We start from the raw sequence: 14,358 nt of genomic DNA, 5'->3' as shown, positions 1-14,358 counted from the left end.
GACCTTGTCATGGCCGAAGTCATCGCCGTCGCCGTCATCACCGTCCTCGCGGTCATCAGCCCCGGCGCCGACTTCGCCATGATCGTCCGCAACAGCTACCTCCACGGCCGCACCGCCGGGCTGCTGTCCGCGGCGGGCATCAGCCTCGGCGTCCTGGTCCACGTCGCGTACACCATGCTCGGGATCGGGCTCCTGCTGTCCCGCACGCCCGCGCTGTTCACCGTCGTCAAGATCGTGGGCGCCTGCTATCTGGTCTGGATCGGCTACAAGACCTTCTCCGCCCGAGCCGAGATCGAGACCTCGGCGAGCCCCGACGCGCCCGCCCTCACGTCCGTGCAGGCGCTGCGCACCGGCTTCCTCACCAACGCGCTCAACCCGAAGACGATGCTGTTCGTCGTCAGCACCTACACCCAGGTCGTCCACCACGACACCCCGCTGCTCCAACAGACCGGCTACGGCCTCTTTATGGCCTTGGCCCACCTCGTCTGGTTCAGCCTCGCCGCCGCCCTCTTCTCCTCCGCCGCCCTGCGCACCAGGATGCTCCGCCGCCAGGTCGCCCTGAACCGCGGCATCGGGACCGTGCTTGTCGCTCTCGGCGTCTCCCTTGTCTTCGCCTCGGCCTGACAGTGCGAGGAGCCGGCGCGGGGTGACGTCCACCGGCGTGGAGCCTGTGATCATGCGGTCGGCACACGTGCGCGTGCCGACCGGTCCGGCAGACAGGCCACTTCGCGGCAGCTCGCGCGGGCAACGATGACCGTCAGGGTGCCGATGGAGGCCGGTCGGTCGATCACAACCAGGACCGTTCCTTTGCGCTGAAGGTGGGCGAACAGGTCGCGCAGCGAGGGTTCGCTGTCGGGCAGCGGCTTGTCGAAGGTGGTGCGGTGTCCGTCTCCCAACGGCTTCCTCACCAGTTGCAGCGCATCATTCGCGCGAGTGGGGGTCCAACTCCCCGGCATCCGGGAACGCGCGGAGGCCCGCTCTGGGCCGGAGGCGCCAGGAGATGTCGGCGTAGCAGGCGGCTGCACTCTCACCGGCCTCGCGTCGGCCGCCGGGCAGGAAGAGGAACTGGCACCCATGCTGAGGAAGGGCTGAGGAAGGCGAGAGGGGTGCAGCGATGCGTTGTTCACTGTCCGTGTTGGCCAGTGTCTCCAGCGGGCTACGGCGAGGAAGAAGTGATCCGGATGGAGGGCTCGCGCTGGGGGGCGGTCGGTCAGAGTTCCGCGCGTCTCGGGGCCCGGCCGGACCGGTCAGGGTCGCTGCGCTTGCGTCTGGAACTCGATTACTCAGAGCCAGTCCCGCCGCTTGAAGATGAGGTACAAACTGGTGCATACGCCCGCCATCAGGAGCATGGCGAAGGGGTATCCGAACACCCAGTGCAACTCCGGCATGTGGTCGAAGTTCATGCCGTAGATCGTGCCGACCAGGGTCGGCGCGAAGAGGATCGCCGCCCATGAGGAGATCTTCTTGATTTCCTCGTTCTGTTCGAAGCCGGCCTCCGCCAGCGCCCGCATCTCCGCGTTCTGCTGCTGCGTCACCAGCGTCGCGTTCACCGTGAGGATGTCGGTGAGGGCCTGGCGGAAGGAGTCGACCCGCTCGCTGGTGTGCGTGACGTGGTCGGCCACGTCGCGGAGGTAGCGCTGGAGTTCCTCGTCCGTGCCGTACTTGGCGAAGCCCGCCATCAGGCCGTGCAGCATGCCGACGAGGGGGCGGGTCGCGCGCTGGAACTCGACCATTTCGCGGGAGAGTTCGTAGATGCGGCGGGAGACCTCGGGGGCGCCGGAGAAGACCTCCGTCTCGATCTCGTCGACATCGTTCTGGACGCCCTCCACCACCGGCGCGTAGCCGTCGACCACCGCGTCCAGGATCGCGTACAGGACCGCCTCCGGGCCGAGGCGCAGCAGGTCCGGGGCCGACTCCATGCGGCGGCGGACCGCCGACAGGTCGGGGGCCGCGCCGTGGCGGACGGTGATGACGAAGTCGGCGCCCACGAACACGTGCAGCTCGCCGAAGTCGACCTCCTCCGGCGCGTCCAGGTAACGGGCCGCGCGCAGGACGACGAAGAGGGTCTCGCCGTAGCGCTCCAGCTTCGGGCGCTGATGCGCCTCCAGCGCGTCCTCCACCGCGAGGCCGTGCAGGTCGAACTCGGCCGCCAGCGACTTGAGTTCGGCGTCGGAGGGGCGGGCGAGGCCGATCCACGCCATCGTGTCCGGCTTCTCGCGCAGCTGCCGGTAGGTGTCCGTGAGGGTTTCCGGGGTCGCGACCCGCACCCCGTCCCGGTACAGCGCCGTGTGCACCACGCTGCCCTGCTCCTGCGGCGCCGGCTCGTCGGCGGGCGTGGCGGACGGTGTCGAGGGCGGGGGAGTCGAGGCGGTCGACCGGCGCCAGGAGTAGCGGCGCGGGCCACCGTTCTCGTTCCTGCCGGCTCGTCCCTGCCGTCGTGGCATCGCCGCCTCCCTCCGAGGTCGTACTGACGGGTCCCCGGAAGGGTAACCAGCGAAGATGACGGCGCCGCGCAGCGCATCGCGGACAGCATGTGACCTATATCGCCACTACCTTTCCCATATGACGACGAAGCCGATGACCGCCCGCGCCCTGGGGCGCGCCACGCTGGAGCGCCAACTTCTGCTCGACCGGGCCCCGCTGGGCGTCGAGGACGCCGTGGACCGGCTGCTCGGACTGCAGGCGCAGGAGGTCAGGCCGCCATATCTCGCGCTCGCCGCGCGCCTCGCCGATTTCACGCCCGCCGCGCTCTCCGCCGCTCTGGAGCAGCGCCGCCTGGCCCGGCTCGTCACCATGCGCTCCACCATCCACCTGCACATCGCCGACGACTGCATGACCATTCGGCCCCTCGTGCAGTCCGCCCGTGACCGGGAGTTGCGGATGTTCCGCAAGGGGCTCGTCGGCGTCGATCTCGACCGGCTGCGCGAGCTGACGCGCGCGTACGTTGAGGAGGAGCCGCGCACCCCGAAGGAGATCCGGGAGCTGCTCCTGGAGCAGTGGCCGGACGCCGACCCGCAGGCCCTCACCATCGCGGCCCGCGGCTGCCTCCCGCTCGTCCAGGTCACCCCGCGCGGACTGTGGCGGCGCAGCGGCGGGGTGCGGCTGACCACCGCCGAGCAGTGGTTCGGCCGGCCCACCGAGCCGGCGCCCGACCCCGACGACACGATCCGGCGCTACCTCGGCGCCTTCGGGCCCGCCTCCGGGAAGGACTTCCAGCAGTGGGCCGGTATCACCCGCACCAAGGAGGCCTTCGAGCGGCTGCGGCCCGAGCTGGTGACCTTCCGCGACGAGCACGGCGTCGAGCTGTTCGACCTGCCCGACGCGCCCCGGCCCGACGAGGACACGCCCGCACCGCCGCGCCTGCTGGCCGAGTTCGACAACCTCCTCCTCTCGCACGCCGACCGCACCCGCGTCGTCCACGAGGTCGACCGCGGCAGCAACTGGCAGGTCAACACTTTCTACTTGACGTTCCTCGTCGACGGGTTCCTCGCCGGGCTGTGGACCTTGAAGGAGAACGGGGAGGCGGGCACCGTCGTCACCCTCGACCCCTTCAGGACCCTCACCCGCGCCCAGCGCGACGAACTCGTCGCCGAAGCCGAGCGCACCGCCGCCGTCCTGGAGGCGCCGGGCCCGGTCACCGTGGACTTCGGGACCGTCCGCCGCTGACGGCCCCGCTCAGGCCGCTCAGTCCGCTCAGTCCGCGCGGCCCGTCGCCGCCACCGTCACGCCGAGACCTATCAGCGCGAAGCCGCCCGTCCCGCCGATCATCGAGAGCCGCCGGTCGGAGCGCGCGAACCAGGAGCGCGCCGCCGACGCCGTGAGCCCCCACAGCGTGTCGGTGACCAGGCCTATGGAGATCGGGACCAGGCCCAGCAGCAGCATCTGCGCGGTCGCATGGCCCGCGTCGTGGTTCACGAACTGCGGGAGCACCGCCGCGAAGAACACGATGCCCTTCGGGTTCGTGATCCCCACGAGCGCGCCGTCGGCCACCGTGCGCAGATCGCCGCGCCGGGGGCCCGCCGGGCCCCGTATGTCCGAAACCTTCATGTCGCCCCGGTGCCGGAACGCCTGCACGCCCAGGTACACGAGATACGCGGCGCCCGCCAGCTTCACCGCGAGGAGCAGTGTCGCCGACCGCTCCACGAGCGCGCCGATCCCCAAGGCCACCGCCACCACCAGCAGGTACGAGCCGAGCACGTTGCCGAGCGCCGTCGCCACCGCCGTACGCCGCCCGTGCGCGAGCGCCCGCCCGATCACGAACAGCACGCTCGGCCCCGGAATCACGATCACCAGCAGCGACATCACCGCGAAGGCCATGTACCGGTCCATCGACACCATGTGCGCCACACTCCCCGCCCCTCGTCGCGTCCCTCACCCCACGCGGAACCTCACGACGACCATTGAAGCCCACCCCACCGACAATCACCGGGCTCGGTCGCCGCTACGGCAATATCCCGGCCCGCCGGGCCGCCACCACCGCCTCGCCCCGCGTATGCGTCCCCAACTTCCGCATCGCCGAGCGCAGATACCCCTTCACGGTCTCCGGGCGGAGCCCCAGGCGTACGGCCGCCGCCGCGTTCGTCGCGCCCGCCGCCACGCACGCGAGCACGTCGACCTCGCGCGGCGCCAGCGTCACCGGCGCCTCCGCGGGCCGCACCGGATCCGAAGCGGCCGCCAACTTGCCGCACACCGCCAGCAGCTCGCCCCGCAGCACCGGATCGACGAGCTTCGGCGCCAGGGCCCGCAGCGCCCCGTGCGCTTCCCTGACCTCCTCCCACGCCCCGGTGTCCGCCGGGTCGTCGGGGGCCGGGGCCCGCGTCACGGCCAGCAGGGACTGCACCTCGTCGCGGACCACGAGCGCCTGCTCCACGTCCCGCGCCGCCGCCATCGCCGCGTCCAGCGCCCGGTCGCCGAGCGGCCGGGCCGTGCGCAGCGCCCCGTAGAGGACACCCCGCACCCGGCGCCGTACGACGACGGGCACCGCGAGGACCGCCTGAAGGCCCTCCGCCGCGACCGCGGCGTCGTACTCGTGGCTGATGTGCCGCGAACCGTGGTAGTCGGTGACGGCGCACGCGCGGGCGAGGGTGAGGGCCTTGCCGCCCAGGCCGTTGCCCGCCGTGATGCCGAGGCCGTGCAGCGCGCCGGTCGCCGCGCCGCTGAGCTCGGCGATCCGTACCTGTCCCGGCGCCCGGCCCGCGCCCGCGGTAAGACCGCCGAACGCCACCGGAAGCCCCGTGCCCCGGCGCAGCCGCACCAGCGCCGCGCGCATCTCGACCGCCGCTGCGGTTCCCGAGCTCACCGTCCATCACCTCGCCGCGCACTGTTCACCCCCGTATGGGGGTGGTGAGACCTGCGTCACTCCCTACACGATGGCAGACACGGCCCGCGACGGTGCGGGACATGCGGTGGATCCCGGGCCACCCAAGGACATACGGAGCACACATGACGACGGCGAACGGACCCACGGAACAGTTCCGCACAGCCCGTGACTTCCTGTTGCGGCACGCGCGGGACTACGAGTCGGCGTACGAGGGCTTCTCCTGGCCCCGTCCCGAGCGGTTCAACTGGGCCCTCGACTGGTTCGACGTCGTCGCCGACGGCAACGACAAGACCGCCCTGCACATCGTCGAGGAGGACGACAGCGAGGCGCTGTTCTCCTTCGACGCGCTGCGGCGCCGCTCCAACCAGGTCGCCAACTGGCTGCGCGGGCACGGCGTGGGCGCGGGCGACCGGGTGCTGCTCATGCTGGGCAACCAGGTCGAGCTGTGGGAGGTCATGCTCGCCGCGATGAAGCTGCGGGCCGTCGTCATCCCCGCCACGCCGCTGCTCGGCCCCGCCGATCTGACCGACCGCGTCGAGCGCGGCCAGGCCCGGCACGTCGTGGCGCGACCCGAGGACGTCGCCAAGTTCGCCGAGGTGCCGGGGGAGTACACCCGGATCGTGGTCGGCGCGGACCGCGCCGACGAGGGCTGGCTCCGCTACGAGGACGCCGCGGGCGCCGCCGACACCTTCGAGCCCGACGGGGAGACCCGCGCCGAGGACCCGCTGCTCCTGTACTTCACCTCCGGTACGACGGCCCGCCCCAAGCTCGTCGAGCACACCCACGTCTCGTACCCCGTCGGGCATCTGGCGACGATGTACTGGGTCGGTCTTCGCCCCGGCGACGTGCACCTCAACATCTCGTCGCCCGGCTGGGCCAAGCACGCCTGGTCGAACTTCTTCGCGCCGTGGAACGCCGAGGCCACCGTCTTCCTCTACAACTACACGCGCTTCGACGCGGGGCGCCTGATGGCCACGATGGACCGCGCGGGCGTCACGTCCTTCTGCGCGCCGCCCACCGTGTGGCGCATGCTCATCCAGGCCGACCTCACTCAGCTCCGCACCCCGCCCCGGGAGGTCGTGGCCGCGGGCGAACCGCTCAACCCGGAGGTCATCGAGCAGGTCGAGCGCGCCTGGGGCATCACCATCCGCGACGGCTTCGGGCAGACCGAGACGTCCGTGCAGGTCTCCAACAGCCCCGGCCAGCGCCTCAAGTCCGGCTCCATGGGGCGGCCGAGCCCCGGCTTCAAGGTCGAGCTGCTCGACCCGGTGACCGGTGCGCCGGGCGCCGACGAGGGCGAGATCAGCCTCGACCTCTCCGCCCGCCCGGTCGGCCTGATGGTCGGCTACCACGGCGACCCGGAGCGCACCGCCGAGGCGATGGCGGGCGGCTACTACCGCACGGGTGACATCGGCTCGCGCGACGCCGACGGCTACCTCACGTACGTGGGCCGCGCCGACGACGTCTTCAAGGCCAGCGACTACAAGATCAGCCCCTTCGAGCTGGAGAGCGCCCTGCTCGAACACGAGGCGGTCGCCGAGGCGGCCGTCGTGCCCGCCCCCGACGAGCTGCGGCTCGCCGTGCCGAAGGCGTACGTCGTGCTCGCGGAGGGGTACGAACCGGGTCCGGACGCCGCCAAGCTGCTCTTCGAGCACTCCCGCGCGGTCCTCGCCCCGTACAAGCGCGTGCGCCGCGTCGAGTTCGCCGAGCTGCCCAAGACGGTCTCAGGGAAGATCCGCCGCATCGAACTGCGCGAGGCCACCGCCAAGGGCTCGGCCGCCGAGTACCGCGAGGAGGACTTCAAGTGAGCCCCTTCTCCGGTCAGTTGTCGTACACGCACGGAACCAGCGAGGTGCCGCTCCTCGGCGACACCATCGGCGGCAATCTGCGCAAGACCGTCGCCGCCTGGCCCGAGCGCGATGCGCTCGTCGACGTGCCGAGCGGGCGCCGCTGGACGTACGCCCAATTCGGCTCCGACGTAGACGAGTTGGCGCGCGGGCTCCTCGCGCGCGGGATCGCCAAGGGCGACCGCGTCGGCATCTGGGCGGTCAACTGCGCCGAGTGGGTGCTCGTGCAGTACGCGACCGCGCGGATCGGCGCGATCCTGGTGAACATCAACCCGGCCTACCGGGCGCACGAGCTGGCGTTCGTGCTCAAGCAGTCCGGAGTCTCGCTCCTCGTCTCGTCGACCGAGCACAAGGGCACCGACTACCGCGAGCTCGTCCGGCAAGTGGCCCCCGAATGTCCGAAGCTGCGCGAACAGGTCTTCATCGGTACGGACAGTTGGCACGCCCTGGTGGCGGCCGCGAGCGCCGTCACCGAGGAGCAACTGGCCGACCGTGCGGCCGAGTTGTCCTGCGACGACCCGGTCAACCTCCAGTACACCTCCGGCACCACCGGCTTCCCGAAGGGCGCCACGCTCTCCCACCACAACATCCTCAACAACGGGTACTGGGTGGGGGAGACGGTCGGCTACACCGAGCAGGACCGGGTGTGTCTGCCCGTGCCCTTCTACCACTGCTTCGGCATGGTGATGGGGAACCTGGCGTGCACCTCGCACGGCGCCTGCATGGTCATTCCGGGCCCGTCCTTCGAACCGGTCGCCACCCTGCGAGCGGTGCAGCAGGAGCGCTGCACGTCCCTGTACGGCGTACCGACGATGTTCATCGCCGAGCTGAACCTGCCGGACTTCGCCTCGTACGACCTGAGCACCCTGCGTACGGGGATCATGGCGGGCTCGCCGTGCCCGGTCGAGGTGATGAAGCGGGTCGTCGCCGAGATGCACATGGCCGAGGTCTCCATCTGCTACGGCATGACCGAGACGTCGCCCGTATCGCTCCAGACCCGCCGTGACGACGACCTGGAGCGGCGCACCGGCACCGTCGGCCGCGTCCTGCCGCACATCGAGGTCAAGGTGATCGACCCGGTCACCGGCGTCACCCTGCCGCGCGGCGAACCCGGCGAGCTGTGCACGCGCGGATACAGCGTGATGCTCGGCTACTGGGACGAACCGGAGAAGACCGCCGAGGTCATCGACGCCGGCCGGTGGATGCACACGGGCGACCTCGCGGTGATCCGCGAGGACGGCTACGCGCAGATCGTCGGGCGGATCAAGGACATGATCATCCGTGGCGGCGAGAACATCTCCCCGCGCGAGATCGAGGAGTTCCTCTACGGCCACCCGAAGATCGCCGACGTACAGGTCGTGGGCGTGCCGCACGAGAAGTACGGCGAGGAGGTCCTGGCCTGTGTGATCCTGCGCGACCCCGCGGACACGCTCACGCTCGACGAGGTGCGCGCCTTCTGCCACGACCGGCTCGCGCACTACAAAATTCCCAGCCGGCTGCGCCTTCTCGAACGGTTCCCGATGACCGTGAGCGGGAAGGTCCGGAAGGTGGAACTTCGTGAAGGGTACGGGGAGTTGTAGAACGTACAACTGCAGATGGGGGGCTCACAGCTCCCTTCGCATGCACACCCTGGGCCACCGGTCCAGGCCGTGCTCCGCCTCGGCCGCGCGGATCGCGCGCAGGCCCGGCGTGAGTTCGGCTTCGGAGAGCCGGCGGAAGCCGAGACGCTCGTAGTACGGGGCGTTCCACGGGACGTCGGTGAACGTGGTCAGGGTGAGACCGGTCAGGCCCTGGTCGCGCGCGCAGTCGGCGGCGCACGCGAGCAGGGCCTGACCCACGCCGCGCCGCGCGGCGTCCGGGTGCACGGTGACCTGCTCGATGTGGAACGCGCCGTCGACGACCTCGGCGACCAGATACGCGACCACCTCCCCGGCGTCCTCGGTGGCGACCCAGGCGTGCCCCGCCCGCCGGAACCGCTCCAGCTCGGCGAGCGTGGGCGGCGCGTCGTCGGCCACGGCGGCCATGCCGACCGTACGGAAGATCTCGCCTCCGGCCGTCTCGATCGCCTGGAGGCGGGGCAGGTCGGCGGGCTCGGCGCTACGAATGATCACCGGGAAAGTATGTCGGGGCGGCGGCGCCTGCTCACCCGGATTGCGCGCCGCCCGCTCATCCGGATGGTGCGCCGCCCGCGATCAGCTCGTCCGCCGGGCTGTTCACCGGCTGCGGCACCCCGGCCAGGTCGAGGACGAACAGCGGGACGCCGAGTGTGTCGGCCCGGCTGCGGGCCGCGTCCGCGTAACCGGCCAGCGAGAAATAGGCGCAGACCGCGGACTCCGCCATCGACTTCAGCCACAGGCACTCCACGTCCCGCAGTGTCGCGGGCCGCACCGACGGCTCGACCTGCGCGACGACGCCGCTCGCCGCGAGCCCGATGCCGGAGGGCGGGCGCTGGTCGGCCCGGCGCACGTCGTCGTAGCCGAGCCAGTGCAGATACAGGGCCACGGCCGTCACGGCGTCGCGTGCGGTGCGGATGGCCACGGGCTGGAACGCGGGGCGCGGGGGCGCCGCCGTGCGCGGCAGCGGGATGTGGGCGGGCGGGGGCGCCTGGTCGTCGTGGACGGGGACGCGCAGCACGGAGCCGCAGTCGCAGCCCAGCTCCGGCCGGGGCCAGCGGTCGTGCCGGCCGCACATCGGGCAGCGCAGCGTCACCCAGTCGTCGTCCCAGGTGCGCTCGGAGACGGGGACGGGGGCCGCGCCGCGGACCATCGGCGGCGCGACGGGTGCGCCGCAGGCGCAGGGCAGGGCCCTGGGTGCGTACAGATGCTCGCGCCGGCAGGTGGGGCAGCGCAGGCGGGCGGGCTCGGTCACGGCAACTCCCCCTCGCTCCTGACCGGGAACGGATCGACGTCTGTCTCATCATCCACCTTGACGGCCTCCGAAGCCCCCCTCTACATTGCTTCCATATAGCAGAACCTAGTTTCCGCATTATGGAAGTACACGGAATTCAGAGCTCGCCGCGGGGCGCGACGGGAGCGCGAATCCGACAGCCGTAGCCGTACACAGACACAGCAGGAGTCGGGAGCACTCATGGCTCGAATGACCGCCGCCCGCGCGGCCGTTGAGATCCTCAAGCGCGAGGGCGTCACGAACGCGTTCGGCGTGCCCGGTGCCGCCATCAACCCCTTCTACAAGGACCTCAAGGAGAGCGGTGGCATCGACCACACGCTCGCCCGCCACGTCGAGGGCGCCTCGCACATGGCCGAGGGCTACACCCGTGCCAATCCGGGCAACATCGGTGTCTGCATCGGCACGTCGGGCCCCGCCGGAACCGACATGATCACCGGTCTGTACTCGGCGACCGGCGACTCGATCCCGATCCTGTGCATCACGGGCCAGGCGCCCACGCACCTCCTGCACAAGGAGGACTTCCAGGCCGTCGAGATCGCCGCGATCGCCAAGCCGGTCACGAAGATGGCCGTCACCGTCCTGGAGGCCGCGCAGGTCCCGGGCGTCTTCCAGCAGGCCTTCCACCTGATGCGCTCGGGCCGTCCCGGACCCGTCCTCATCGACCTGCCGATCGACGTCCAGCAGACGGAGATCGAGTTCGACCCCGAGACGTACGAGCCGCTGCCGGTCTACAAGCCGGCCGCGACCCGCGCGCAGATCGAGAAGGCGATCAAGCTCCTCGTCGAGTCCGAGCGGCCGCTGATCATCGCGGGCGGCGGCATCATCAACGCCGACGCGAGCGACCTGCTCGTCGAGTTCGCCGAGGTCACCAACACGCCGGTCGTTCCTACGCTGATGGGCTGGGGCACGATCCCCGACGACCACGACCTGAACGCCGGCATGGTGGGCCAGCAGACCGGCCACCGGTACGGCAACGCCACGTTCCTGGAGTCGGACTTCGTCCTCGGCATCGGCAACCGCTGGGCCAACCGCCACACCGGGTACAAGCTCGACGTCTACCAGGGCGAGCGCAAGTTCGTGCACGTCGACATCGAGCCGACCCAGATCGGCAAGATCTTCGCGCCGGACTACGGGATCACCTCCGACGCCAAGTCGGCGCTCGAGCTCTTCGTCGAGGTCGCCAAGGAGCTGAAGGCCGCGGGCAAGCTGCCGGACCGCTCCGCGTGGGTCGCCTCGCACCTGGAGCGCAAGGAGACCCTCCAGCGCCGGACGCACTTCGACGACATCCCCATGAAGCCGCAGCGCGTCTACGAGGAGATGAACAAGGCGTTCGGCAAGGACACCCGCTACGTCACGACCATCGGTCTGTCGCAGATCGCGGGCGCCCAGATGCTGCACGTCTACAAGCCGCGGCACTGGATCAACTGCGGCCAGGCGGGCCCGCTCGGCTGGACGATCCCGGCGGCGCTCGGTGTCTCCAAGGCGGACCCGGACACGCAGGTCGTCGCCCTCTCCGGCGACTACGACTTCCAGTTCATGATCGAGGAACTGGCGGTCGGCGCCCAGCACCGGATCCCCTACGTCCACGTTCTGGTGAACAACGCCTACCTGGGCCTCATCCGGCAGGCGCAGATCGGTCTCGACATCAACTTCCAGGTCAACCTGGAGTTCGAGAACCAGAACAGCCCCGAGCTGGGCGTCTACGGCGTGGACCACGTCAAGGTCGCCGAGGGGCTCGGCTGCAAGGCGATCCGCGTGACGGACCCGAACGAGCTGGGCACCGCCTTCGAGCAGGCCAAGAAGCTCGCGCAGGAGTACCGGGTGCCGGTCGTCGTCGAGGCGATCCTGGAGCGCATCACGAACATCTCCATGAGCCCGACGGCCGACATCAGCGCGGTCAAGGAGTTCGAGGAACTCGCGACGGAGCCGGGCCACGCGCCGACGGCCATCCGCCCGCTGAAGGTCTGATACGCGGACGACGTAGGAAGGGGTGGGGCCCGGTGTGGCCCCACCCCTTCGCGTGCGTGCGGTCGGTTCCGGCCGGACCGGAACAGGAAGTCCTCCACGAGCACCCGGACGCGCTGCCCAAGGGGCCGACCGGCAAGATCCTCAAGCGCGGGATCCGGCTGCCGTCCGCTGCCTCACCCCAGTTGAAGCGGCAGATCCCGCAGCCCGCGCAGCAGTGTGCCGGAGCGCCAGGTCAGCGACGCCGGGTCCGTGGCGAACGCCAGCGAGGGACGGCGTGCCAGCAGGCGCCGCAGGGCGATCTCGCCCTCGGCGCGGGCCAAAGGTCCGCCCAGACAGTGGTGCGGGCCGTGCCCGAACGCGAGGTGGGTGGGGCCGGTGCGGCGCAGGTCGAAGCGGTCGGGGTCGTCATAGTGCGCGGGATCGCGGGAGGCCGCGGCGAGGCTGACCAGGACGGCGTCGCCCGCGGCGACCGGTGTCCCCGCGAGGTCCAACGGCTCCGCGGCGAAGCGGAACGCGGTCGAGTGGACCGGCGTGTGAAAGCGCAGGGTCTCCTCGACGGCCGCGGCCGCGAGCCGGGGATTCGCGCGCACCAGGGCCAGTTGGTCGGGGTGCGCGAGGAGGCTGTACAGCGTGGCCGAGATCAGGCTGACGGTCGTCTCGTGCCCGGCGACGAGCAGCAGGAAGACCATGCCGAGGAGTTCGTCGCCCACGAGGTCGCCGCTTTGCCCGGCAGCCGCCAGTTCGCCGAGCAGCGTGTCGTCGGGATCGGTGGCCTTCTGGGCGGTCAAGTCGGTGAGCAGCCCGGCCAGTTGTGCGGAAGCCTTGGCGGCCGCCTCCTCGGAGGTGGGCATCACCAGCTCCCGCGACCACGCCTGGAAGAGTTCGCGCCCGTCCTCGTGTATGCCGAGAAGTTCGCAGATCACGGCGATCGGCAGGGGCAGCGCGAACGCGGCGACCGCATCCACGGTGCCCCGCTCGGGCAGGTCGTCCAGGAGGGCATCGGCGAGGGCTTCGACGCGCGGGCGCAGCGCGGTGATCCGCCCGGGCGTGAAGTGCCCGGCGACCAGTCTGCGCAGCCGTGTGTGGTGCGGCGGGTCGCTCTGCAGCATGTTGCGGCCGATGGCGTGGCCGCCGTCGGTCCGCCAGGTCGCCGAGTGGCGGATGTCGTTGCGCAACCGGGGATCGGTCATGGCCTCGCGCGCGGCGTCCCGCGTCACGACGAGCCAGCTCTCGCCGCTTCCGGGGACGAGCACACGATGGACCGGGCCGCGTGCACGCAGCGCCGCGTAGACGGGATGCGGATCGCGGGCCGGATCGAGACCGGCGGGCGCCAATTCTTCCAACGTGGGTGCTGCTGACATGAGTTGGCTCCCTCGGTTCGGTGGCGTGGCGGTCATCCGTGCAGGAGGTCGTCGATCGCGCCGCTCGCGGCGAGGGCCCCGGCCTGGGCGTGACCGGCACGCGCGGCGCCCGCCCTGCGGTGGTCCGCGGTCATGTTCCGGCCCATGGCGCGCCGCGCCGCCGCGTCGGGGGTGATGAGGGTGACGTCGCTTCCGGCCGCCGTCAGCGCGGCCGCCTGGCCGCGGGCGTGCGGGTGCGGTCCGACGGCGGACGGGAGGGGCACCACGGCGAGGACGCGCCGGTGGCCGCGGGCCAGTTCCAGCGGAGCGGTCGAGCGGCTGCCCCCGTCCATCCACCGCCGGCCGGCCACCGTGATCGGCGGCCACACCACGGGGACGGCGCAACTGGCGGCGACCGCCTCGATCAGGGGGACGCCCGACTCCCGGCCGAAGGCGTCCGGCTCTCCCGTGGCGGCGTCCACGACCGCGACGCGCAGGAGGCGCTCGGGCCAGTCCCGTACGCCGTTCAGCAGCGTGTGCACCGTGTCGAGGGCCGTCGACTGCGGGACGGTGCGCGACGCGAGCGCGGCCCGGCCGAGGCGCCGCACGGAGCGGTCCGGATCTCTCGACCCCAGTGCGGCCCGCAGGAAGCGGAGCGTTTGGCCGGTCGTGACCGCCAGTTCGACGCGGTCGGCGCCTGCGAGCTGGCGCTCGTACAGCTCCTGCGGCGACTCGCCCGACATCATGCGCGCGCCGAAGACGGCTCCCGCGGACGCGCCCGCCGTCAGGTCGACTCCGGCGGGGTCGAAGCCGGCCTCGGTCAGACCGGCCAGGACGCCGACCAGCCAGGCGCCGCCCACGGGACCGCCGCCGCCAAGCACCAGTGCCCGCTCTCCCATGCTCACTCCTCGCTCACCTCGTCGAAATGGGGAGTGCTCCCCGTTTCGACGGGACGATAGCATCATTACTGGGGACC

13 protein-coding genes are annotated in these 14,358 nt (G+C 71.3%); 5 read left to right on the top strand and 8 right to left on the bottom strand.

Going from position 1 to position 14,358, the window contains the following annotated elements:
- The first annotated feature begins 9 nt into the window (after positions 1–9).
- The gene (locus ACY34M_RS11140) at positions 10–624 is read left to right on the top strand and encodes a LysE family translocator (protein WP_462719455.1); all 615 of its coding nucleotides are present in this window, start codon (positions 10–12) and stop codon (positions 622–624) included.
- Between the two features lie 50 nt (positions 625–674).
- Here ACY34M_RS11140 and ACY34M_RS11135 read toward each other — a convergent pair whose 3' ends face one another.
- Both ACY34M_RS11135 and ACY34M_RS11130 read right to left on the bottom strand, forming a co-directional pair.
- Positions 675–908 (bottom strand): hypothetical protein, encoded by a 234-nt coding sequence (locus ACY34M_RS11135; RefSeq protein WP_462719454.1) that lies wholly within the window; start codon positions 906–908, stop codon positions 675–677.
- Positions 909–1,283: 375 nt separating this feature from the next.
- Positions 1,284–2,444 (bottom strand): magnesium and cobalt transport protein CorA, encoded by a 1,161-nt coding sequence (locus tag ACY34M_RS11130; RefSeq protein WP_462719453.1) that lies wholly within the window; start codon positions 2,442–2,444, stop codon positions 1,284–1,286.
- Positions 2,445–2,562: 118 nt separating this feature from the next.
- Here ACY34M_RS11130 and ACY34M_RS11125 point away from each other — a divergent pair, with 118 nt between their 5' ends.
- Positions 2,563–3,666 carry a winged helix DNA-binding domain-containing protein gene (locus tag ACY34M_RS11125; RefSeq protein WP_462719452.1) on the top strand — a complete coding sequence of 368 codons (1,104 nt, stop codon included), beginning with the start codon at positions 2,563–2,565 and terminating at the stop codon, positions 3,664–3,666.
- Positions 3,667–3,693: 27 nt separating this feature from the next.
- Here the strand turns inward: ACY34M_RS11125 and ACY34M_RS11120 are convergent, their stop codons facing one another.
- Positions 3,694–4,338, bottom strand: coding sequence for a LysE family translocator (locus tag ACY34M_RS11120; protein ID WP_462719451.1), 645 nt, complete (start codon positions 4,336–4,338; stop codon positions 3,694–3,696).
- Positions 4,339–4,441: 103 nt separating this feature from the next.
- The gene (locus ACY34M_RS11115) at positions 4,442–5,269 is read right to left on the bottom strand and encodes a LuxR C-terminal-related transcriptional regulator (protein ID WP_462719475.1); all 828 of its coding nucleotides are present in this window, start codon (positions 5,267–5,269) and stop codon (positions 4,442–4,444) included.
- A gap of 173 nt (positions 5,270–5,442) precedes the next feature.
- Between ACY34M_RS11115 and ACY34M_RS11110 the strand changes: the two genes are divergently transcribed.
- A complete protein-coding gene (locus ACY34M_RS11110) occupies positions 5,443–7,128 on the top strand; it encodes an AMP-binding protein (protein WP_462719450.1) in 1,686 nt (561 codons plus the stop codon).
- Positions 7,125–8,747 (top strand): AMP-binding protein, encoded by a 1,623-nt coding sequence (locus ACY34M_RS11105; RefSeq protein WP_462719449.1) that lies wholly within the window; start codon positions 7,125–7,127, stop codon positions 8,745–8,747. The genes ACY34M_RS11110 and ACY34M_RS11105 overlap by 4 nt, the downstream gene beginning before the upstream one ends.
- 24 nt (positions 8,748–8,771) lie before the next feature.
- On the opposite strand, the gene ACY34M_RS11100 is transcribed toward ACY34M_RS11105, so the two are convergent.
- Together ACY34M_RS11100 and ACY34M_RS11095 are read right to left on the bottom strand one after the other, a co-directional pair.
- Positions 8,772–9,278: a GNAT family N-acetyltransferase gene (locus ACY34M_RS11100; RefSeq protein WP_462719448.1), complete on the bottom strand. Its 507-nt coding sequence runs from the start codon at positions 9,276–9,278 to the stop codon at positions 8,772–8,774.
- A gap of 55 nt (positions 9,279–9,333) precedes the next feature.
- Complete coding sequence (locus ACY34M_RS11095) at positions 9,334–10,035, bottom strand: hypothetical protein (protein ID WP_462719447.1); 702 nt, start codon at positions 10,033–10,035, stop codon at positions 9,334–9,336.
- A 219-nt stretch (positions 10,036–10,254) separates the two neighbouring features.
- Here ACY34M_RS11095 and gcl point away from each other — a divergent pair, with 219 nt between their 5' ends.
- Positions 10,255–12,042, top strand: a complete 1,788-nt coding sequence (gene gcl, locus ACY34M_RS11090) for a glyoxylate carboligase (protein ID WP_462719446.1) — start codon at positions 10,255–10,257, stop codon at positions 12,040–12,042.
- Between the two features lie 173 nt (positions 12,043–12,215).
- Here the strand turns inward: gcl and ACY34M_RS11085 are convergent, their stop codons facing one another.
- On the bottom strand, positions 12,216–13,403 hold the full coding sequence (locus ACY34M_RS11085) for a cytochrome P450 family protein (RefSeq protein ID WP_462719445.1): 1,188 nt from the start codon (positions 13,401–13,403) through the stop codon (positions 12,216–12,218).
- A 32-nt stretch (positions 13,404–13,435) separates the two neighbouring features.
- Positions 13,436–14,281: a patatin-like phospholipase family protein gene (locus tag ACY34M_RS11080; RefSeq protein ID WP_462719444.1), complete on the bottom strand. Its 846-nt coding sequence runs from the start codon at positions 14,279–14,281 to the stop codon at positions 13,436–13,438.
- Between the last annotated feature and the right edge of the window lie 77 nt (positions 14,282–14,358).

It is taken from the genome of Streptomyces sp. EDA2-14 (genome assembly GCF_054963755.1).
This window is presented reverse-complemented; position numbering and strand designations above follow the sequence as displayed.